Origin of the sequence: Plantibacter sp. LMC-P-059a (assembly GCF_030209505.1) — a bacterium.
Taxonomy (GTDB): Bacteria; Actinomycetota; Actinomycetes; order Actinomycetales; family Microbacteriaceae; genus Plantibacter.
Genome location: NZ_JARVRZ010000007.1, coordinates 132,790 through 154,095, shown reverse-complemented (window position 1 = coordinate 154,095; position 21,306 = coordinate 132,790). Strand labels below are relative to the sequence as shown.

The window sequence follows — 21,306 nt, the reverse complement described above, 5'->3', positions numbered from 1 at the left end:
CCGCTCGGGAGTCCGGTGTCGGTGGTGCTGCGTAGACTCGAAGGGTGTCAATTGCCAAGGTAGATCACCACTCAACGCTCAGTGTCCGCGGTGCCCGCGTGCACAACCTCCAGAACGTGGACCTCGAGATCCCGCGCGACTCGCTGGTCGTCTTCACCGGTCTGTCGGGCTCCGGGAAGTCCTCCCTCGCCTTCGACACGATCTTCGCGGAAGGGCAACGACGCTACGTCGAGTCGCTCTCGGCGTACGCGCGGCAGTTCCTCGGTCAGGTCGACCGCCCGGACGTCGACTTCATCGAGGGCCTGAGCCCGGCCGTCTCCATCGACCAGAAGTCGACCAACCGCAACCCGCGGTCGACCGTCGGCACGATCACCGAGGTCTACGACTACATGCGTCTGCTGTGGGCGCGCATCGGTGTCCCGCACTGCCCCGTCTGCGGCGAGGTCATCCAGCGCCAGACGGTGCAGCAGATCGCCGACCAGCTGATGGAGCTCGAGGAGCGCCGCCGGTACCAGATCGTCGCCCCGGTGGTCAGCCAGAAGAAGGGCGAGTTCGTCGACCTCTTCAAGGAGCTCTCGGCCAAGGGCTTCGCCCGCGCGATCGTCGACGGCGAGGCGATCCAGCTCGCCGAGCCCCCGACCCTGAAGAAGCAGGTCAAGCACGACATCGCCGTCGTCGTCGACCGCCTCGTGGCCGGCCCCGAGATCCTCGGTCGTCTCACCGACTCGCTCGAGACCGCCCTCCAGCTCACCGACGGCCTCGTCACGATCAACTTCGTCGACGAAGAGGGCGACGACGCGTGGCGGACGTTCTCCGAGAAACTGTCCTGCCCGAACAACCACCCCCTGCAGCTGACCGAGATCGAGCCACGGACGTTCTCCTTCAACGCACCGTTCGGTGCGTGCCCCGAGTGCTCCGGCCTCGGCACGCGCATGTCCGTCGACGCCGAGCTCCTCCTCGGCGACGAGGAGCTCAGCATCAACGAGGGCGTCATCGTCCCGTGGACGACGCAGGGCAAGGGGCTGTACCAGTACTACGAGAAGCTGCTCGACGGTCTCGCACGCGACCTCGACTTCTCGCTCGACACCCCGTGGCGAGACCTGCCGGCATCCGTCCAGGAGGCGGTGCTCCGCGGCGACAACTTCAAGGTGAAGGTGAAGTGGAAGAACCGCTTCGGGCGCGAGATGAGCTACTCATCGGGCTTCGAGGGTGTCATCCCGTACATCGAGCGCCAGTATCTGCAGGCCGACACGGACAGCCAGCGTGTGCGCTGGTCCGAGTACCTCCGAGAGGTCCCGTGCCAGGTGTGCGGCGGACGCCGCCTGAAGCCCGAGGTCCTGTCGGTCCTCATCCACGAGCACAGCATCGCCGAGGTCGCCGAGCTGAGCCTGTCGGACGCCCGAGCCTTCATGGACCGCCTCGAGCTGAGCGATCGCGAGGCACACATCGCCGCGCAGGTCCTCCGCGAGATCAAGGTGCGGCTCGACTTCCTCATCCAGGTCGGTCTCAACTACCTCGATCTCGCTCGCACCGCGGGCTCGCTGTCCGGTGGTGAGGCACAGCGCATCCGCCTCGCGACGCAGATCGGTTCCGGCCTGACCGGTGTCCTCTACGTCCTCGACGAGCCGAGCATCGGCCTGCATCAGCGCGACAACCGCCGGCTCATCGAGACCCTCGTGGCGCTCCGCGACCTCGGCAACACGCTCATCGTCGTCGAGCACGACGAGGACACCATCCGCACCGCGGACTGGATCGTCGACATCGGCCCCGGCGCCGGGGTCAACGGCGGGAAGGTCGTGCACTCCGGCTCCTACGAAGCACTCGAGGCGAACACCGAGTCGCTCACCGGCGACTACCTGTCCGGTCGGAAGGCCATCGAGATCCCGGCCAAGCGCCGCCCGATCGACACGAAGCGCCAGATCCAGGTGATCGGAGCGCAGGCGAACAACCTGAAGAAGGTCAGCGCGGACTTCCCGCTCGGTGTCCTGACGGCGGTCACCGGCGTGAGCGGATCCGGCAAGTCCTCCCTCGTCAACGACGTCCTGTACCGCGTGCTCGCGAACAAGTTGAACGGTGCGCGCAAGTTGCCCGGCAAGCACACCCGCGTCACGGGACTCGAGCACCTCGACAAGGTCATCCATGTCGACCAGGCCCCCATCGGTCGCACGCCACGGTCGAACCCGGCCACCTACACGGGCGTGTTCGACAAGATCAGGAACCTCTTCGCCGAGACCCAGGAGGCGAAGGTCCGCGGCTACCTGGCCGGGCGGTTCAGCTTCAACGTCAAGGGCGGCCGGTGCGAGGCGTGCTCGGGTGACGGCACGATCAAGATCGAGATGAACTTCCTCCCCGACGTCTACGTCGCTTGTGAGGTGTGCGGGGGAGCGCGGTACAACCGCGACACCCTGACCATCCACTACAAGGGCAAGAACATCGCCGAGGTACTCGACATGCCGATCGCCGAGGCGGCCGACTTCTTCGAGCCGATCTCCTCCATCCACCGCTTCCTCAAGACGCTCGTCGAGGTCGGACTCGGGTACGTCCGGCTCGGACAGAGCGCGACGACGCTCTCGGGTGGCGAGGCTCAGCGGGTCAAGCTGGCGACCGAACTGCAGCGCCGGAGCAACGGCCGGAGCGTCTACGTGCTCGACGAGCCGACCACCGGCCTGCACTTCGAGGACGTCCGCAAGCTGCTCCTCGTCCTCAACGGACTCGTCGACAAGGGCAACACGGTCATCGTGATCGAGCACAACCTCGACGTCATCAAGTCGTCGGACTGGCTCATCGACATGGGTCCCGAGGGCGGCGCCGGCGGCGGGACGGTCCTCGCCACGGGCACCCCCGAGCACCTGGCGACGGTCCCCGGCAGCCACACGGGTTTCTTCCTGAACGAACTGTTCGAGGCAGAGGCCGGCGGCAGCCGCAAGGCGGGCTGACGTGGCTGCTGCCCGCGGGGGGAGCGGCCTGGCGTACCGGCCGAAGGCAGGGGAGATCCCCACCCTGCCCGGCGTCTACCGCTTCAGTGACGACTCGGGGAGGGTCCTCTACGTCGGCAAGGCGATGAACCTCCGCGCGAGGTTGAGCAACTACTTCGCACCGCTGCACACCCTGCACGAGCGCACCCGGCGGATGGTCACGACCGCGACGGGCGTGACCTGGACGACGGTCGGAAGCGACGTCGAGGCGTTGCAGTTGGAATACACCTGGATCAAGGAGTACGACCCGCCCTTCAACGTCAAGTTCCGCGACGACAAGTCCTACCCCTATCTCGCCGTGACCCTCGGCGACGAGGCACCGCGCGTGATGGTGACCCGGAACACCCGGATCCCCGGAGCCAAGTACTTCGGTCCGTATCCGAAGATCTGGGCCGTCCACGACACCGTCGACCTCATGATCAAGGTCTTCCCGATCCGCACCTGCTCGGACTCGGCGTACAAACGCGCCATGACGTCGGGGAAGCCGTGCTTCCCGGGCCAGATCGGGCGCTGCGGCGGACCCTGCTCCGGGAAGGTGTCCATCCAGGAACATCGCGCCATCGTCGACGACTTCGTCTCGTTCATGGTGGGGAACGACCGCCGGTTCACGACGCGGATCACGGCCGACATGAAGGCCGCAGCGGCTCGCCAGGACTACGAGTCCGCCGCGGTGTACCGGGATCAGCTCCAGGCGCTCGACCAGGTGCTCGCGAAGAGCGCCGTGGTACTCCGCGACGCCGTCGACGCCGACCTCTTCGGCATCGACCACGACGAGCTCGCGGCATCCGTCCAGCAGTTCATCGTACGCGGCGGACGCATCCGCGGTGTCCGTTCCTGGACCGTCGACAAGGAACTCGACATGTCGACGGCGGAGCTCGTCGACAGCGTCGTCCAGCGGGTCTACGCCGCTGCGAGCGGGCCCGACGTCCCGCGCGAGGTCCTCGTCCCCGAGTTGCCCGACGACGCTGCGAGCCTCGAGGACTGGCTCGCTGAACGCCGCGGTTCCAAGGTCGCCGTGCGGGTCGCCCAGCGCGGTGAGAAGGCGACGCTCATGGAGACCGCCGTCGTCAACGCCAAACAGGCCCTCATGCTCTACAAGACCCGTCGCAGCTCCGACTTCGTGGCCAGGACCCAGGCACTCGAGGACATCCGGGACGCCCTCGGCATGACCGAGGCACCGCTCCGGATCGAGTGCTTCGACGTCTCGCACCTGAGCGGCACCAACATCGTCGCCTCCATGGTGGTGTTCGAGGACGGGCTCTCCCGGAAGGACGAATACCGTCGCTTCGGTGTCGCCGAGTCCACCGACGACACCGACTCGATCTACCAGGTCGTGTCCCGTCGCCTCGCCCATCTCACGTCGAGCGAACCGGTCGAGACGGTCGACGAGACGACAGGGGAGCGCAAGCGGCGGAAGTTCACCTATCCACCGCAGTTGCTCATCGTCGACGGCGGGCAACCGCAGGTCGCGGCCGCCGCCCGGGCGCTCGAGGAGTCCGGTCTGACCGGGATCACCCTGTGCGGCTTGGCGAAGCGGCTGGAGGAGATCTGGCTCCCGGACGATCCGTACCCGGTGATCCTGCCGCGGGGGAGCGAGTCCCTGTTCCTCCTCCAGCGGGTGCGCGACGAGGCGCACCGGTTCGCGATCAGCTTCCAGCGTCAGAAGCGCAAGCGCGACATCTCGACCGTCCTCGGCGAGATCCCGGGGCTCGGCCCGGCGAAGGTGCGTGAGCTCCTGCGCCACTTCGGCTCCGTCGCACGGCTGAAGACCGCCACACCGGCGGAGATCGAGGAGGTGAAGGGCATCGGCGGCAAACTGGCGGCGACCGTGTACGAGGCCCTGGCCTCGGGTTCCGCGGGGCCCTCGGCCGGCCCCAGGAATGGGTAGGCTGGGACTTCAAACCTTCGAGGAAAGCGTGTCGATGACCCCGGGCCAGCCGCAGCATCAGCAGGAAGTGCTCATCGTCACCGGGATGTCCGGCGCCGGCCGCTCCACGGTCGCGAACGCTCTCGAGGATCTCGGTTGGTACGTCGTCGACAACCTACCGCCGCAGATGCTCAGGCCCCTGGTCGACCTCGCCGAGCGCGCGAGTTCGCGTCTCCCGCGGATCGCGGCCGTCGTCGACGTTCGCGGCCGCGACTTCTTCAGCGACCTGCAGGAGATCGTCCCGGCGCTCCGAGGCGGCACCCACCTCCGCATGATCTTCCTCGAAGCGACGGATGCGGCACTCGTGCGTCGGTTCGAAGCCGTCCGCCGACCACATCCCCTGCAGGGCGAGGGGACCATCCTGGACGGCATCGTCGCCGAGCGTCATCGCCTGAGCGAGATCCGGGAGTCGAGCGACGTCATCATCGACACGAGCGACCTCAACATCCACCAACTCGCCACCACCACCCGTGAGCTCTTCGCCGGCGCAGAGACGCCCGGCGTCCAAGTGACCGTGTTGAGCTTCGGCTTCAAGTACGGGCTCCCGCCCGACGCGGACCTCGTCGCCGACATGCGGTTCCTTCCGAACCCGTTCTGGGTCCCGGAGCTGCGTGCGCTGAGCGGCCAGGACACCGAGGTCAGCGAGTACGTCCTCTCCCAGCCGGGCGCGTCGGAGTTCCTCGAGAGCTACGCGCACGCCCTCGAGCCGGTGCTGGCCGGCTACCAGCGCGAGAACAAGCGGCACGTCACCATCGCCGTCGGATGCACCGGCGGGAAGCACCGTTCGGTCGCCGTCGCGCTCGAACTCGCCGACCGGCTGCGGAGCCAGTCCGGCGTCGCCGTGCACGTCCGGCATCGGGACCTCGGGCGCGAATGACGCCCATCGGGCCGGGCGCATCCGCGTCCGAGCCCATGCGATCCGGGTGCACCACGCCTCCGGATCGAGAACATGCAGGATCGCCGCCGCACTCCGACGGCGCGATCACGACAGATAGGAACCACCGTGGCCCTCACCGCCGACGTCAAGAACGAACTGGCGCTCGTCCGCGAGACCCGCAACTCGGTCCGTGCGGCCGAACTCGCCTCGCTCCTCCGATTCTCCGGCGGACTGCACACGATCTCCGGGCGCGTGGCCATCGAGGCCGAACTCGACAGCCCGACCCTCGCGCAACGCGTGCGACGCGACATCGGCGAGCTGTACGGGATCCGCAGCGAGATCCTCGTGCAGAACCCCGGCAGCTCCGGTAAGCCGACCCTCTTCGTGGTGCGGGTCATCGAGGGTGGCGAGACCCTGGCGCGCCAGACGGGCCTCCTGGACGCCCGCCGTCGCGCGGTGCGCGGGCTCCCCAACCGACTGACCACGGGCTCGCGCGATGAGCTCTCCGCCGTGTGGCGCGGTGCGTTCCTGGCGACGGGTTCGCTCACCGATCCGGGCCGCTCCGCCTCGCTCGACGTCGTGTGCCCGGGGAACGAGTCGGCCATGGCCCTCGTCGGCGCCGCGGGTCGGATCGGCGTCCCGGCGAAGGCCAGGGAGGTCCGCGGCATCCACCGGGTCGTGATCCGTGAGGGCGACGCGATCAGCGGCATGCTCTCGCTCATGGGCGCCACCGGCACCGTCACCTCCTGGGAGGAGATGCGTCAACGCAAGGAGGTCCGCGCGACCGCGAACCGCCTCGTCAACTTCGACGACGCCAACCTCCGCCGCTCGGCGCAGGCCGCTGTCGCCGCGTGCGCGCGGGTCGAACGAGCGCTCGAGATCCTCGGCGACGAGGTCCCCGAACACCTGCAGTACGCCGGTGCGCTCCGCCTCGACCACCGCGAGGCCAGCCTGGACGAGCTGGGACACTTCGCCGATCCGCCGATGACGAAGGACGCCATCGCGGGTCGCATCCGTCGGCTGCTCGCCATGGCCGACAAGCACGCGAGCGATCTCGGCATCCCCGGGACCGATGCCAACCTGCCGGCGGACTACGAGGACTGATCCCGCCCGTCGTTCGACGCCGACCACGTATCGTCGCGGTTCGTCATCCTGGGAACAAGCCCCGTCTCACCGTGGTTGCCGCTCGCTAGACTGGGCCGTGACGCTCAGAGCCGTGTGCAGACAGCGCACGGGACAACACGAGGAGATCACACAGAACATGGCTGTTTACTCACTGCCCGAATTGCCGTACGACTACACCGCGCTCGAGCCGCACATCAGTGCGACCATCACGGAGCTCCACCACGACAAGCACCACGCCACCTACGTGGCCGGTGCGAACACGGCCCTCGAGAAGCTCGAAGAGGCGCGCGACGCCAACGACTTCACGAACGTCAACAAGCTGGAGAAGGACCTCGCGTTCAACCTCGGCGGCCACGTCAACCACACCATCTGGTGGAACAACCTCTCCCCGGACGGCGGCGACAAGCCGACGGGTGAGCTCGAGTCTGCGATCGACGAGTACTTCGGCAGCTTCGACAAGTTCCAGGCCCACTTCACCGCGGCCGCGCTCGGCGTCCAGGGCTCCGGTTGGGCTGCGCTCACCTGGGACACCCTCGGTCAGCGCATCAACATCCAGCAGTTCTTCGACCAGCAGGGCAACTTCCCGGCCGGCACCGTCCCGCTGCTGCTGCTCGACGTCTGGGAGCACGCCTACTACCTGGACTACAAGAACGTCCGCGCCGACTACGTGAAGGCGTTCTGGAACATCGTCAACTGGGCAGACGTCCAGGCACGCTTCGAGGTCGCGCGCCAGCAGACCAACGGCCTGCTGGTACTGTCGTAGTAGACCGGTCCGTCCCGGTCCCTGGGGCCGGGACGGACCACTTCCTCCTCAGTCGAGGAGGCGCTCACTCCGAGCAGACCGTACAATCGCGCCGTCTGGCGCCTCAGTATCAGGAGTCATCTGTGTCCGTCAAGATCGGCATCAACGGCTTCGGCCGCATCGGCCGCAACTTCTTCCGCGCCGCCCTCGCCAAGGGCAGCGACCTCGAGATCGTCGCAGTCAACGACCTCACCGACAACAAGGCGCTCGCCCACCTCCTGAAGTACGACTCCATCACGGGTCGTCTGGACGCCACGGTCGAGCTCGACGGCGACAAGATCATCGTCAACGGCAAGCCCATCATCGTCCTCGCCGAGCGCGACCCCGCCGACCTCCCCTGGGGCGAGCTCGGTGTCGACATCGTCATCGAGTCGACCGGTCGCTTCACGAAGTCCGACGACGCGCGCAAGCACATCACCGCCGGCGCCAAGAAGGTCCTCGTCTCCGCTCCCGCCACCGGCAGCGACGTCGCGACCATCGTCCTCGGCGTGAACGAGGGCACCTACGACGCCGCGACGCACGACATCATCTCCAACGCGTCCTGCACCACGAACTGCCTCGCGCCGCTCGCCAAGGTGCTGCTCGACAACTTCGGCATCGAGCGTGGCCTCATGACCACGGTCCACGCCTACACCGCCGACCAGAACCTGCAGGACGGCCCGCACAGCGACCTCCGTCGTGCACGCGCTGCGGCCGTCAACATCATCCCGACGTCGACCGGTGCAGCCAAGGCACTCGGCCTCGTCATCCCTGAGCTCGTCGGCAAGCTCGACGGCTACGCGCTGCGCGTTCCGGTCCCGACCGGTTCCATCACCGACCTCACGGTCGAGCTGACCAACCCGGCCACGGTCGAGGAGATCAACGCGGCCTACAAGACCGCCGCTGAGGGTCCGCTCAAGGGCATCCTCAAGTACACCGAGGACCCGATCGTCTCGAGCGACATCGTGACCGACCCGCACTCCTCGATCTTCGACGCCGGCCTCACCAAGGTCATCGGCACGCAGGCCAAGGTCGCCTCCTGGTACGACAACGAGTGGGGTTACTCCAACCGCCTCGTCGACCTCACCGAGTACGTCGCGGACCGCCTCTAACCAACGGCTGTCTGACCACCTCCTCACCAGAGCAGCCAGACACCGCATGGTCCGAACGGGCGTCCTGAACCAGCTTCAGGGCGCCCGTTCGGCTTCCTCGGCGGCCGTCGGCTCAGTGCAAGAAAGACCTTCTCCATGACCCTTCGCACCCTCGACTCGCTCGGAGCCCTCGGTGGCCGTCGTGCTGTCGTCCGTCTCGACCTGAACGTCCCGCTGAAGGACGGCGTCATCACCGACGACGGACGCATCCGCGCGGCTCTCCCCACCCTCAACGCACTCATCAACCAGGGCGCACGCGTCGTCATCGTCTCGCACCTCGGGCGCCCCGACGGATCGCCGGACGCGAAGTACAGCCTCGCCCCCGTCGCGCAGCGCCTGTCGGAGCTGCTCGGCAAGCCGGTGACCTTCGCAGCCGACACCGTCGGAAGCGCCGCGAGCGACGCCGTCGCCGCTCAGACCGACGGCGACGTCGTACTCCTCGAGAACCTGCGGTTCAACTCCGCCGAGACCAGCAAGGACGCTGGTGAGCGCGAAGCGTTCGCCGCCAAGCTCGCCGCGTTCGGCGATGTGGTCGTCTCCGACGGCTTCGGCGTCGTGCACCGCAAGCAGGCGAGCGTGTACGAACTCGCGAAGCTCCTCCCGAGCGCTGCGGGTCTGCTCATCTCCACCGAACTCGAAGTCCTCGATCGCCTGACCGAGACCCCCGAGCGGCCGTACACGGTCGTCCTCGGCGGCTCGAAGGTGTCCGACAAGCTGGGCGTCATCGGCCACCTGCTCCCTCGCGTCGACTCCTTGCTCATCGGCGGCGGCATGCTCTTCACCTTCCTGGCGGCACAGGGCCACTCGGTCGGATCGAGCCTGCTCGAGGCCGACCAGATCGACACGGTCCGCGGCTACCTCGCGAAGGCGGAGGAACTCGGCGTCACCATCGTGCTGCCGACGGACGTCGTCGTCGCGGCCGGGTTCAGCGCCGACGCCGAGCACGTCGTCCGCCCGGCCGACCGCATCGAGGACACCCCGTTCGGCGCGAAGGGTCTGGGACTCGACATCGGACCCGACACCGCCAAGGCGTTCGCCGAGATCGTGGCCGGATCGAAGACGGTGTTCTGGAACGGTCCGATGGGCGTGTTCGAGCTGGCCCCCTTCGCCGCCGGTACTCGCGCGGTCGCGGAAGCACTCACCCGCACGGACGGCCTCAGCGTCGTCGGTGGCGGTGACTCGGCCGCAGCGGTCCGCGCGCTCGGCTTCGATGATGACCAGTTCGGTCACATCTCAACTGGTGGCGGCGCCAGCCTCGAGTTCCTCGAGGGCAAGCGTCTGCCTGGACTGGAGGTCCTCGGATGGCAGCAGTAACCCCCGGGCGCACGCGTGTGCCCCTCATCGCCGGCAACTGGAAGCTCAACCTGGATCACCTCCAGGCCATCGCCCTCGTCCAGAAGCTCGACTGGACGCTGAAGGACGGCAAGCACGACTACGCCGACGCCGAGGTGGCGATCTTCCCGCCGTTCACCGACCTCCGCTCCGTCCAGACGATCGTCGCCGCCGACAAGCTCAAGCTCGCCTATGGTGCTCAGGACCTGTCCCAGCACGACTCGGGCGCCTACACCGGCGAGATCTCCGGGGCGTTCCTCGCGAAGCTCGATTGCGCCTACGTCCTCGTCGGTCACTCCGAGCGTCGGACGCTCCACAATGAGACCGACGAGGTCGTCCAGGCCAAGACGGCTGCCGCCGTGCGACACGGTCTCGTCCCCGTCATCTGCATCGGTGAGACGGCAGAGGACCTCGAACAGCACGGTCCCTCCGCGGTCCCCGTCGCGCAGCTCCGTGCGGCGATCGACGGCCTCGGTCGCGACGCCGACATCGTCGTGGCCTACGAGCCGGTGTGGGCCATCGGGTCCGGCCAGGCTGCGACGCCCGACCAGGCGCAGCAGGTCGCGGCAGCACTGCGCAGCACGCTCGCCGAGGTCCTCGGAGACGAGGCCGCACAGCGCACGCGCATCCTGTACGGCGGCTCCGTGAAGGCGTCGAACATCGCCGGGTTCATGCGCGAACCCGACGTCGACGGCGCGCTCGTCGGCGGCGCGAGTCTGCTCGCGGAGGAGTTCGCCGGCATCGCCCGCTTCTCGCAGCACGTCGGTCTCTGACGGACTCCGACACCTGACACACCAGGACGGCTCGGGCCGCGGCGCCAGCCGCGGGCCGAGCCGTGTCCGTTTCATCGTCGAGGTATACTGGACGGCGGTTCAGCCCCTCTGAACGCGAATGCGAAAGGTCTCACGTGGAGATTCTCCAGGTCATCCTGCAGGTGCTGCTCGGCATCACCAGCCTCCTGCTCACCTTCCTGATCCTGCTGCACAAGGGCCGCGGCGGCGGACTCTCCGACATGTTCGGCGGTGGCTCCTCGAGCAACCTCGGCTCCTCGGGCGTCGCCGAACGCAACCTGAACCGCTTCACCGTCATCCTCGGCCTGACCTGGGGAGCCTGCATCGTCGTGATCGGGCTGCTGACGAAGTTCGCCGCCGCCTAGCCGGCCGCATTGCCCGACACCGGGCCCACTCCACCACACATCCGAACGCTCTCGACAGCACGAGAAAGAGAACACACCATGGCATCAGGCGGAAGCGCCATCAGGGGATCACGCGTCGGCGCTGGTCCCATGGGCGAACAGGACCACGGCTACCACGCGGACCGCATCGCCATCTCCTACTGGGACGCCCTCGGCAACGAGACGGTCCGTCACTTCGCGGCGAACGTCCCCGACGAGGAGATCCCGGAGACGATCGACTGCCCGACCTCCGGCCTCCCCGCCGGACGCGACAAGGCGAACCCGCCCGAGGTCGCGAAGCTCGAGCCGTACAAGACCCACCTCGCGTACGTGAAGGAGCGTCGCACCGAGGCCGAGGCCGAGGAGCTGCTCGAAGAAGCGCTGCAGCAGCTTCGCGCGCGACGCGGCACGGTGTCGAAGTAGCTTCGACCACCAGCACCATGCAGAAAGGCCGTTCCCTTCGGGGAACGGCCTTTCTCGCATCCGGCGTCCTGTCGGCGCGCCCGCTGTGCTGCCTAGTACTCCGGCAGGATCAGTGAGTCGGGGACCTCGGCGGCAGCGTCCTGGTCGACGAAGAACACCGTCCGCTTCCGACCCTTCGCCCCGGCGGCGGGGACCTCGTTGTAGCTCGCACCGGCGAGGGCGAGGCCCAACGCCGAGGCCTTGTCCGTCCCGGCGAGCACGAGCCAGACCCGGACCGACGAGTTGATCGCCGGACGCGTGAGGCTCAGCCGCTCGGCCGGTGGCTTGGGGGAGTTACGCACCGGGACGACCGAGGTGTCCGTCACCGAGACCTCCGCACGTTCCGGGAAGAGCGACGCGATGTGGCCGTCCGGGCCGACTCCGAGGAAGGTGATGTCGAACCGCGGGTGGGATTCTCCCGGCTTCGCGAACCGTCGGAGCTCCTCCGCGTACCGGACCGCGGCAGCGTCGAGGTCGATCCCGTCCTCCGGTGCCGGGTAGCCGTGCACGTGCTCCGCGACGAGAGCGCGTTCGGGGAGGGCCAGCAGGCTGTCGAGGAGCGCTTCCCGAGCCTGGAGCTCGTTCCGATCGGCGTCGTCGCGCGTGACCCACCGTTCGTCTCCCCACCACAGGTGCACCCGGGACCAGTCGACCCGGTCGCGATCCTTCGACACGGCGACCGCGGCGAGCGTGCCGGTACCGACCGTTCCGCCGGTGAGGACCACGTGCACGGTGTCCTGGGACTCGAGGAGTTCGCGGGTCCGGGACAGGAACCGCTTGGCGACCGAATTCGTCAGCTGGTCGCGGTCCTGGTAGACGAGGACGCGTCGCTCGGTCGGCATCAGCTCGTCCGAGCGCGCAGCGTGACCGGCTCGCCGAGTCCGGGGAGGCCGACGGTGATCACCTGGCCGTACAGCACGTCCGGGTCGAGCGTCCGCAGCTCCTCCGCGAGGCAGTCGCGCAGGCTGCGGCGGGGGAGCGACAGGTCGTGCGTCGGCTGCCCGGGCTGGATGAGCGTCGCGATGTCGGGCACGGGGCGCTCGAGCACCACGTTGCCGGAGGCGCGCGTCAGTCGGACTCCGTGGATGCCGCTGGAGCCGTGGGCCATGCTGAGCTCGTGGGTGACGTCGACCTGCAGCTGGAGCTGCAGCCACGCTGCCAGGAGTTCGGTCGACGGCGAGTCGGAGGCACCGGACACCTCGATGGCCGTGACCGGCTCGTACGGCGGCTGGTCCAACACGGCGGCGAGCTGCGCGCGCCACAGGGTGAGTCGGGTCCAGGCGAAGTCGGTGTCGCCCGGTGCGTAGTTGGCCGCACGGCCGCGCAGGGCGGCGTGGGTGTCCGCGGCAGCCGAGGCGTCGGTGATGCGACGCTGGGCGATCCGCCCGATGGGGGAGGTCGAGACGCGCTCGGGTGCCTCGCCCGGCCACCAGGCCACGACGGGGGCGTCGGGAAGCAGCAGACCGGTGACGAGGCTCTCCTCGTTCTCGGCCACCGCACCATAGGCGCGGAGGATGACGACCTCGCTCGCACCGGCGTCGCCGCCGACGCGGATCTGGGCGTCGAGCCGGTCTCCGATCGTGGAGTCGTTGTCATCGTGCTCCGTGGAGAGGACGATCACGCGCATCGGGTGCTCGCGGGAGGCTTCGTTCGCGGCCTCGATGGCCTCCTCCTCCGCACCGAGGCGCGTGGAGATGACCAGGGTGAGCACGCGACCGAGGGCGACCGCGCCGCCATCCTCGCGGATGGTGACGAGCGCCTTCGACAGCTTGCTGGTGGTGGTGTCTGGCAGGTCTACGATCATGGTCGTCTCCAGGTGCGTCCGTCGCGGGTCATGAGGTCGTCGGCGGAGGACGGCCCCCAGGTGCCGGGAGCGTACTGCTCGAGCGGCTCGTCCTGTGCCGCCCAGTACTCCTCGATGGGGTCGAGGATCTTCCAGGAGAGCTCGACCTCCTCGTGACGGGGGAAGAGCGGCGGGTCGCCCAGGAGGACGTCGAGGATGAGGCGTTCGTACGCCTCGGGGCTCGCCTCAGTGAAGGCGTGTCCGTAACCGAAGTCCATGGTCACGTCGCGGACCTGGGTCCCGGCTCCGGGAACCTTGGAGCCGAATCGGATCGTGACGCCCTCGTCGGGCTGGACCCGGATGACGAGCGCGTTCTGCCCGAGCGCCGAGGTCTGGCTCTCGGCGAACAGGTACTGCGGAGCGCGCTTGAACACGACGGCGATCTCCGTGACTCGACGGCCGAGGCGCTTGCCTGCACGGAGGTAGAACGGCACGCCGGCCCACCGCCGCGTGTTGATGTCGAGACGCATGGCCGCGTAGGTCTCCGTCGTCGAGGCGGGATCCATCCCGTCCTCGTCGAGGAAGCCGAGGACATGCTCACCGCCCTGCCAGCCGCCGGCGTACTGCCCGCGGGCGGTCGCCGCACCGAGGTCGTCCGGCAGGCGGACGGCCGCGAGGACCTTCTCCTTCTCGGCACGGAGATCCGAGGCGTTGAAGGAGATGGGCTCCTCCATGGCCGTGAGCGCAAGCAGCTGCAGCAGGTGGTTCTGGATGACGTCGCGCGCCGCGCCGATGCCGTCGTAGTACCCGGCACGACCGCCGACGCCGATGTCCTCGGCCATGGTGATCTGGACGTGGTCGACGTAGTTGGCGTTCCAGATGGGTTCGTACAACTGGTTCGCGAACCGGAGCGCCAGGATGTTCTGGACGGTCTCCTTGCCGAGGTAGTGGTCGATCCGGAAGATCGAGTCCGACGGGAACACGGACTGCACGATGTCGTTCAGCTCGCGAGCCGTCTTCAGGTCGCTCCCGAAGGGCTTCTCGATGACGACACGACGCCACTGTCCGTCCGCGGGCTCCGCGAGCCCGGAGCGGCGCAACTGCTCGGTCACCTGCGGGAAGGCCTTCGGGGGGATCGACAGGTAGAACGCGTGGTTGCCCATCGTTCCGCGATCCGCGTCCAGCTCCTCGATGGTGGCCTTCAGCTTCTCGAAGGCCGCGTCGTCCCCGAACTCGCCGGGGACGAAGCGGATGCCTTGCGCGAGCTGGTTCCAGACGTCCTCACGGAACTCCGTGCGGGCGTACTGCTTCACCGAGTCGTGGACGACCTCCATAAAGTCCTGGTCCTCCCAGTCCCGTCGGGCGAACCCGACGAGCGAGAACCCTGGAGGCAGCAGCCCCCGGTTCGCGAGGTCGTACACGGCCGGCATCAACTTCTTGCGGGACAGGTCACCTGTCACGCCGAAGATGATGAGGCCGCTCGGACCGGCGATCCGATTGAGGCGCCGATCGGAGTCAACCCGCAGCGGGTTGGACTCCGGGGTGATTTCCACCGGGGACATGAAGCTCCTTGTGCAGTGACGCGTTAGTCGTTGACGGCGTCGAAGAGGGTGACGATGTTCTGGTCCGGTGACGTGAGGGTCAGCGTGAGGACCGGGCGACCGTGCTCGGCGAGGACGCGGGCGTCGCCACCCGCCTGAGCCTCGATGAGCTGGCCGAAGGTGAACGGTCGTTCCGGGATCTCCAGGTCGACGGGGGCCGTCTCGGTGATCTGCAGGAACACGCCGTTCGCGGGGCCGCCCTTGTGGTACTGACCCGTCGAGTGCAGGAAGCGCGGACCCCAACCGAAGGTGGTGGGGCGGCCGGCCTTGGCCGCGACGAGGTCGCGGATGCTCTCGAGCTGGGGCGAGGCGAGGCGGTCGACGTAACCCTGGATGGCGACGTAGCCGTCCTCCGGGAGCCTCGCGAGCAGTGCCTCGACGGCGCCGGACAACGTGGTCACGCCGTCCAGGAGGTCGGTGGTCCCGCGGACCTCGATACCGTCGGCGACGAAGGCGGGTGCCTCAGGCTCCGGGCGGTTGTCGAGCAGGCCGCGCGTGGCGACCTTCGCCGACTCGACGTCTGGCTGGTCGAACGGGTCGATGCCGATGAGCCGACCAGCGATCACGGTGGCGTACTCCCACACGAGCATCATCGCGCCCAGGCTGCCGCTCACGAGGATCTCGCCCTCGTGACGGTCGCGGGGGAGCAGGTGGAACTCGTGGGCGTCGTCGACGATCCGCACGATCTGCAGATCGGCCGGCTTCGACTCCAGCTCTGGTGCGAGCGGGTTGAGCACGACCGGCAGGAGTCCGCGACCGGACTTGCCGGTGGATTCGGCGATGAGCTGCTCGGCCCAGTCGGGGAACCCGACGATGTGCGTGCCGTCGGTGATGAGCCCGACCTTGTCGCGCAGCGGGACGGTACCGCCGAGCGCCGCACCGAGGATGAGCCCCGGGTTCGACGCGTCGTCGATGGCCAGCTCGCCGAGCACGGCGTCGGCTTCGTCGAGGAGCGCACCGATGTCGACCCCGGCGAGACCGGAGGGAACGAGGCCGAACGCGGTGAGCGCGCTGTAGCGGCCGCCCACGTTCGGGTCGGCGTTGAAGACGCGGTACCCGGCTTCGTTCGCCGCCGCCTCGAGCGGCGAGCCCGGGTCGGTGACGATGACGATCCGGCCGGCAGGGTCGATGCCGGCGGCCGTGAACGCAGCCTCGTAGGCACGTCGCTGGCTGTCGGTCTCCACCGTGGAGCCGGACTTCGAGGAGACGACGAGCACGGAGGTCTCGAGGCGGTCCGCGAGGGCCGAGAGGACCTGACCGGGTGCGGTCGAATCGAGCACCGTCAAGTGGCCCCCGAGGGTGCCCGTGATGACCTCGGGTGCGAGCGAGGATCCGCCCATGCCCGCGAGGACGATGTGGTCGACACCCTGGTCGTTGAACTGCTCGCGCAGAGCGAGGATCGGCTCCACCAGCGGGCGGGAGATGGAGACCGCCTGCACCCAGCCGAGGCGCTTGGACGCCTCGGCCTCGGCGGCAGGACCCCACAGGGTGGGGTCCTGGTCGGTGATCCGCGATGCGACGAGGTCGCTGACGAGCGTCGGGACGACCGACGCGACGGCGGCCTCGGCCGCACCGCTCACGTGGATCTTGAAGCTCACTTGGAGGCCTCCAGCGCCGTCTTCACCGTCTCGAGCAACTCGTTCCAAGAGACGATGAACTTCTCGACGCCTTCGCGTTCGAGGAGCTCGGTGACCTCGTCGTAGGACACACCCTGCGCGGCGATCGCGTCGAGGACCTCGTTGGCCGCTGCGTAGGAGCCGGTGACGGTGTCACCGGTGATGACGCCGTGGTCGAAGGTCGCCTCGAGCGTCTTCTCCGGCATGGTGTTGACGACATCGTCGGCGACGAGCTCGGTCACGTAGAGCGTGTCGGGGAGGTCGGCGGACTTGACGCCCGTCGATGCCCAGAGCGGACGCTGCTTGTTGGCGCCGGCCTCGAGGAGGGCGGTGGCCCGCTCGCTCGCGAACTCCTGCTCGAAGACCTGGTAGGCGAGCTGGGCGTTGGCGACGCCGGCCTTGCTCTTCAGCGCGATCGCTTCGGGGGTGCCGACGGCCTCGAGACGCTTGTCGATCTCCGTGTCGACGCGCGACACGAAGAAGGAGGCGACCGAGTGGATCGTCGAGAGGTCGTGCCCAGCCGCCTTGGCCTGCTCGAGACCGGTCAGGAAGGCGTTGATCACCTCGCGGTAGCGCGTGAGGCTGAAGATCAGGGTGACGTTGACGCTGATGCCGGCGCCGATGACCGCGGTGATGGCCTCGAGGCCTTCCACGGTCGCGGGGATCTTGATCATCGCGTTGGGCTGGTTGACCTTGGTCCAGAGGGCCTTGGCCTGCTCGATCGTGGCAGCGGCGTCGTGGGCGAAGCCCGGCTCGACCTCGATCGAGACCCGGCCGTCGTACCCACCGGAGGCGTCGTAGACGCCACGGAAGATCTTCGAGGCGGACGCGACATCGTCAGTGGTGATCTCGAAGACCGCCTCGGTGACGTCCTTACCTGCTTCGGCCAGCTGGGCGACCTGCTCGGCGTAGACGTCGCCGTTGCTGAGCGCCGAGGCGAAGATGGTCGGGTTCGTGGTGACACCGACGACGTTGCGGTCGGCGATGAGCTGCTCGAGGCCACCGGACTGGATGCGTCCGCGGGAGAGGTCGTCGAGCCAGATGCTGACGCCGGCGGCGGACAGCTGGGCGGTTGGGGTTTCAGTCATGTTCTTCTGTCTCCTTCGCCCGGGCTACTTGCCGAGCGTCTCGTGTGCTGCGGAGACGACTGCCTCCGTGGTGATGCCGAACTCACGGAACAGCGTCTTGTAGTCGGCGGACGCACCGAAGTGCTCGATCGACACGGTGCGGCCGGCGTCGCCGACGATGCTCTTCCAGGTCAGGCCCAGGCCGGCCTCGACGGAGACACGTGCGGTGACGGCCTTCGGCAGGACGGACTCGCGGTACTCGGCGGACTGCTCCTCGAACCACTCGAGCGCGGGGACCGAGACGACGCGGGCGTTGACGCCCTCGCCGCGGAGGACCTCGCGGGCCTCGACGGCGAGCTGGAGCTCGGAACCCGTCGCGATGAGGATGACGTCGGGCGTGCCGTTCGGCGCCTCGGCGAGCACGTAAGCGCCCTTCGAGACGTTGGACGCGGCGGCGAAGGTCTCGCCGGACGCGTCGCCCGTGCCTCGCTCGAACACCGGGATGTTCTGACGGGTCAGCGCGATGCCGGTGGGGCCGCCGCGGCGCTTGAGGATCTCCAGCCAGGCGTAGGCGACCTCGTTCGCGTCACCCGGTCGCACGACGGCGAGGTTCGGGATGGCACGGAGCGAGGCGAGCTGCTCGATCGGCTGGTGCGTCGGGCCGTCCTCACCCAGGGCGACGGAGTCGTGGGTCCACACGAAGATGGACGGCACGTTCATGAGCGCGGCCAGACGGACGGCCGGACGCATGTAGTCGCTGAAGATGAGGAAGGTGCCACCGAACGCGCGCGTCGGTCCGTGGAGGACGATGCCGTTGAGGATGGCGGCCATCGCGTGCTCACGGATACCGAAGTGCAGGACGCGTCCGTACGGGTTCCCGCTCCACTCGTGGGTGGAGTGCTCGCTCGGGATGAACGACGCACCGCCCTCGATCGTGGTGTTGTTCGACTCGGCGAGGTCGGCAGAGCCGCCCCAGAGTTCGGGGATGACCGGGCCGAGGGCGTTGAGCACCTTGCCGGAAGCGGCGCGCGTCGAGACGTCCTTGCCTGCCTCGAAGACGGGCAGTGCGGACTCGACGCCCTCGGGGAGTTCGCCGGTCTCGAGACGCGAGAGCAGCGCAGCACGCTCGGGGTTGGCAGCGGCCCAGGCGTCGAACGCCTGCTGCCACTCGGCACGGGCCTCAGCACCGCGATCGATCGCCTTGCGGGTGTGCTCGATGACCTCGTCGGCGACGACGAAGCTCTGCTCGGGGTCGAACCCGAGGACCTCCTTGACGGCGGCGAGTTCCTCGGCACCCAGTGCGGAGCCGTGGATCTTGCCCGTGTTCTGCTTCTTGGGGGCCGGCCAGCCGATGATCGTCTTGAGGATGATCAGCGACGGCTTCTCGGTCTCGGCCTTGGCTGCCTCGATGGCATCGTTCAGCGCGTGGACGTCTTCGACGTACTCGCCGGTCTGCTTCCAGTCGACGACCTGGACGTGCCAGTGGTACGCCTCGTAGCGGGCCTTGACGTCCTCCGTGAAGGCGATGTTGGTGTCGTCCTCGATCGAGATCTGGTTGGAGTCGTAGATCGCGATGAGGTTGCCGAGCTGCTGGTGGCCGGCGAGCGAGGAGGCCTCGCTCGTCACACCCTCCTGCAGGTCGCCGTCACCCGCGATGACGTAGACGAAGTGGTCGAAGGGGCTCGTGCCGGCGTCTGCTTCGGGGTCGAACAGGCCGCGCTCGAAGCGGGACGCGTACGCGAAGCCGACGGCGGACGCGAGGCCCTGGCCGAGCGGACCGGTGGTGATCTCGACACCCTTGGTGTGCCCGTACTCCGGGTGGCCGGGCGTCAGCGAACCCCAGGTGCGGAGCGCCTCGAGGTCGGAGAGTTCGAGGCCGTAGCCACCGAGGTAGAGCTGGACGTACTGCGTCAGCGAGCTGTGCCCGACCGACAGCACGAAGCGGTCGCGCCCGAGCCAGTCCTGGTCCTTCGGGTCGCGGCGCATGACCTTCTGGAACAGGAGGTATGCGGCGGGGGCGAGACTCATCGCCGTCCCCGGGTGGCCGTTGCCGACCTTCTCGACCGCGTCGGCGGCGAGGATGCGCGCCGTGTCGACCGCTTTGCTGTCAATGCTTTCCCACTGCAGATCTGCCACTGAATACTGACCCTTCTCATCGGAACAGGAGGCCGACGAGCGGTCGAGCCTTCTTCTGTACGTTCGCGGCCCACGTCGTCTTCGGCGTCCGAGCACACGACACCGCTCTTCGAACTGGGTGAAGGGGGCGCACGCGTGCGCAGTGGCTGGCGAGCACTTCCCAGCATAGCGACAGACCGCAGCTGTCGGTCGATGTTCGACCAGCGCGAACACGGGTGGACTTCCGGCGTCATAGAGCTTGCGGACGAGCCCGTCGGCGGTGAGCCGCGCGCAGCGCCCTCGTGGAGTACGGTGCGCCTCGCCCGTGTCGTAGAATCGTCTGCGGACCGCGCACCGGGCGAGCAGTGCACGGTGAACCGAACGTTAGAGGAGCAATGGACGTCGCTGTAGCAGAACGTGTGTCGAGCCCCAGGCTCGGTTTCCGACGCAAGGCGAAGGCGTACATCGCCCTCACCAAGCCCCGGGTCATGGAACTGCTGCTGGTGACGACGATCCCGGTCATGATCCTCGCGAAGGGCGGACTGCCGGACTGGTGGCTCGTCATCGCGACGGTGATCGGCGGCGCGCTCAGCGCCGGCTCCGCCGCAGCGTTCAACTGCTACATCGACCGCGACATCGACGCGGTGATGGACCGCACGAAGAAGCGCCCCCTCGTGACCGGCGAGGTCACGCCGCGCGAGGCCCTCGTGTTCGCCTGGACGCTCGGCGTCGTGTCGACGGTGTGGCTCCTCGCCACCACCAACTGGCTGGCCGCCTCGCTGTCGGTCGGCGCGATCCTCTTCTACGTGTTCGTCTACACCCTGTGGCTCAAGCGACGCACCCAGCAGAACATCATCTGGGGCGGGATCGCCGGCTGCTTCCCCGTCGTCATCGGTTGGGCCGCCGTCACCGGTTCGCTCACCTGGGCACCGATCATCCTGTTCGCCGTCGTGTTCCTGTGGACGCCTCCGCACTACTGGCCGCTGTCGATGAAGTACCGGAGCGACTACCAGGCGGTCGGCGTACCGATGCTGGCCGTCGTCCGCGGACGGGCGCAGGTCGGTCTGCAGGTCATCCTCTACGCCTGGGCCACGGTCGCCTGCTCGCTCCTGCTCATCCCCGTAGCGGACATGGGCTTGCTCTACAGCGCGGTCGCCCTGCTGTCCGGCGGCTGGTTCGTCTACGAGACCCATCGCCTCTACAACCTGGCGATCCGCCACGAGCACGTCTCGCCCATGCGCGTGTTCCACGGGTCGATCACCTACCTGACCCTGCTGTTCCTCGCCGTCGGCATCGACCCGCTGCTCCCGTTCTGACCCG

Annotated in this window: 17 protein-coding genes; 11 read left to right on the top strand and 6 right to left on the bottom strand. The window is 68.2% G+C overall.

All coding sequences use genetic code 11. The features are described 5' to 3' along the window. Nucleotides 1-44: 44 nt before the first annotated feature. From uvrA to QRN27_RS16835, 10 genes are all read left to right on the top strand, one after another. On the top strand, nucleotides 45-2,936 hold the full coding sequence (gene uvrA / locus QRN27_RS16880; protein ID WP_194670047.1) for an excinuclease ABC subunit UvrA: 2,892 nt from the start codon (nucleotides 45-47) through the stop codon (nucleotides 2,934-2,936). A 1-nt stretch (nucleotide 2,937) separates the two neighbouring features. After that, nucleotides 2,938-4,863, top strand: a complete 1,926-nt coding sequence (uvrC, locus tag QRN27_RS16875; RefSeq protein WP_285043226.1) for an excinuclease ABC subunit UvrC — start codon at nucleotides 2,938-2,940, stop codon at nucleotides 4,861-4,863. A 34-nt stretch (nucleotides 4,864-4,897) separates the two neighbouring features. After that, nucleotides 4,898-5,779 carry an RNase adapter RapZ gene (gene rapZ / locus QRN27_RS16870; RefSeq protein WP_285043225.1) on the top strand — a complete coding sequence of 294 codons (882 nt, stop codon included), beginning with the start codon at nucleotides 4,898-4,900 and terminating at the stop codon, nucleotides 5,777-5,779. Between the two features lie 126 nt (nucleotides 5,780-5,905). Then, nucleotides 5,906-6,883, top strand: coding sequence for a DNA-binding protein WhiA (gene whiA, locus QRN27_RS16865; RefSeq protein WP_056005675.1), 978 nt, complete (start codon nucleotides 5,906-5,908; stop codon nucleotides 6,881-6,883). Between the two features lie 157 nt (nucleotides 6,884-7,040). Beyond that, nucleotides 7,041-7,667, top strand: a complete 627-nt coding sequence (locus QRN27_RS16860) for a superoxide dismutase (protein ID WP_285043224.1) — start codon at nucleotides 7,041-7,043, stop codon at nucleotides 7,665-7,667. A gap of 122 nt (nucleotides 7,668-7,789) precedes the next feature. Beyond that, complete coding sequence (gap, locus tag QRN27_RS16855; RefSeq protein ID WP_285043223.1) at nucleotides 7,790-8,797, top strand: type I glyceraldehyde-3-phosphate dehydrogenase; 1,008 nt, start codon at nucleotides 7,790-7,792, stop codon at nucleotides 8,795-8,797. A gap of 135 nt (nucleotides 8,798-8,932) precedes the next feature. Next, nucleotides 8,933-10,150: a phosphoglycerate kinase gene (locus QRN27_RS16850; protein WP_056005666.1), complete on the top strand. Its 1,218-nt coding sequence runs from the start codon at nucleotides 8,933-8,935 to the stop codon at nucleotides 10,148-10,150. After that, nucleotides 10,138-10,941, top strand: coding sequence for a triose-phosphate isomerase (gene tpiA / locus QRN27_RS16845; RefSeq protein ID WP_194670051.1), 804 nt, complete (start codon nucleotides 10,138-10,140; stop codon nucleotides 10,939-10,941). The genes QRN27_RS16850 and tpiA overlap by 13 nt, the downstream gene beginning before the upstream one ends. A 134-nt stretch (nucleotides 10,942-11,075) precedes the next feature. Continuing rightward, entirely contained in the window at nucleotides 11,076-11,324 is a 249-nt protein-coding gene (secG, locus tag QRN27_RS16840) for a preprotein translocase subunit SecG (RefSeq protein WP_056005661.1), read from the top strand. 78 nt (nucleotides 11,325-11,402) lie between these two features. Further along, nucleotides 11,403-11,765, top strand: coding sequence for an RNA polymerase-binding protein RbpA (locus QRN27_RS16835; RefSeq protein ID WP_194670052.1), 363 nt, complete (start codon nucleotides 11,403-11,405; stop codon nucleotides 11,763-11,765). Between the two features lie 92 nt (nucleotides 11,766-11,857). On the opposite strand, the gene pgl is transcribed toward QRN27_RS16835, so the two are convergent. The 6 genes from pgl to tkt are packed head-to-tail and all read right to left on the bottom strand — an operon-like array spanning nucleotide 11,858 to nucleotide 20,007. Beyond that, nucleotides 11,858-12,646, bottom strand: a complete 789-nt coding sequence (gene pgl, locus QRN27_RS16830; RefSeq protein WP_285043222.1) for a 6-phosphogluconolactonase — start codon at nucleotides 12,644-12,646, stop codon at nucleotides 11,858-11,860. Further along, nucleotides 12,646-13,608, bottom strand: a complete 963-nt coding sequence (locus QRN27_RS16825) for a glucose-6-phosphate dehydrogenase assembly protein OpcA (protein ID WP_056777412.1) — start codon at nucleotides 13,606-13,608, stop codon at nucleotides 12,646-12,648. The genes pgl and QRN27_RS16825 overlap by 1 nt, the downstream gene beginning before the upstream one ends. Beyond that, the gene (gene zwf, locus QRN27_RS16820) at nucleotides 13,605-15,149 is read right to left on the bottom strand and encodes a glucose-6-phosphate dehydrogenase (RefSeq protein WP_194670055.1); all 1,545 of its coding nucleotides are present in this window, start codon (nucleotides 15,147-15,149) and stop codon (nucleotides 13,605-13,607) included. The genes QRN27_RS16825 and zwf overlap by 4 nt, the downstream gene beginning before the upstream one ends. Before the next feature lie 23 nt (nucleotides 15,150-15,172). After that, the gene (locus QRN27_RS16815) at nucleotides 15,173-16,786 is read right to left on the bottom strand and encodes a glucose-6-phosphate isomerase (protein WP_285043221.1); all 1,614 of its coding nucleotides are present in this window, start codon (nucleotides 16,784-16,786) and stop codon (nucleotides 15,173-15,175) included. Continuing rightward, nucleotides 16,783-17,892: a transaldolase gene (tal, locus tag QRN27_RS16810; RefSeq protein ID WP_285043220.1), complete on the bottom strand. Its 1,110-nt coding sequence runs from the start codon at nucleotides 17,890-17,892 to the stop codon at nucleotides 16,783-16,785. Before tal ends, QRN27_RS16815 begins: the two co-directional genes overlap by 4 nt. A gap of 24 nt (nucleotides 17,893-17,916) precedes the next feature. Further along, nucleotides 17,917-20,007 carry a transketolase gene (gene tkt, locus QRN27_RS16805; protein WP_285043219.1) on the bottom strand — a complete coding sequence of 697 codons (2,091 nt, stop codon included), beginning with the start codon at nucleotides 20,005-20,007 and terminating at the stop codon, nucleotides 17,917-17,919. Nucleotides 20,008-20,381: 374 nt separating this feature from the next. Between tkt and QRN27_RS16800 the strand changes: the two genes are divergently transcribed. Then, nucleotides 20,382-21,302 carry a heme o synthase gene (locus QRN27_RS16800; RefSeq protein WP_056005639.1) on the top strand — a complete coding sequence of 307 codons (921 nt, stop codon included), beginning with the start codon at nucleotides 20,382-20,384 and terminating at the stop codon, nucleotides 21,300-21,302. Nucleotides 21,303-21,306 lie beyond the last annotated feature (4 nt).

Coding starts and splice junctions, on each gene's coding strand:
- rapZ (WP_285043225.1), top strand. CDS start 4,898: ATGACCCCGGGCCAGCCGCAGCATCAGCAGGAAGTGCTCATCGTCACC.
- QRN27_RS16860 (WP_285043224.1), top strand. CDS start 7,041: ATGGCTGTTTACTCACTGCCCGAATTGCCGTACGACTACACCGCGCTC.
- QRN27_RS16850 (WP_056005666.1), top strand. CDS start 8,933: ATGACCCTTCGCACCCTCGACTCGCTCGGAGCCCTCGGTGGCCGTCGT.
- tpiA (WP_194670051.1), top strand. CDS start 10,138: ATGGCAGCAGTAACCCCCGGGCGCACGCGTGTGCCCCTCATCGCCGGC.
- QRN27_RS16835 (WP_194670052.1), top strand. CDS start 11,403: ATGGCATCAGGCGGAAGCGCCATCAGGGGATCACGCGTCGGCGCTGGT.
- pgl (WP_285043222.1), bottom strand. CDS start 12,646: ATGCCGACCGAGCGACGCGTCCTCGTCTACCAGGACCGCGACCAGCTG.
- QRN27_RS16825 (WP_056777412.1), bottom strand. CDS start 13,608: ATGATCGTAGACCTGCCAGACACCACCACCAGCAAGCTGTCGAAGGCG.
- zwf (WP_194670055.1), bottom strand. CDS start 15,149: ATGTCCCCGGTGGAAATCACCCCGGAGTCCAACCCGCTGCGGGTTGAC.
- tal (WP_285043220.1), bottom strand. CDS start 17,892: ATGACTGAAACCCCAACCGCCCAGCTGTCCGCCGCCGGCGTCAGCATC.
- QRN27_RS16800 (WP_056005639.1), top strand. CDS start 20,382: ATGGACGTCGCTGTAGCAGAACGTGTGTCGAGCCCCAGGCTCGGTTTC.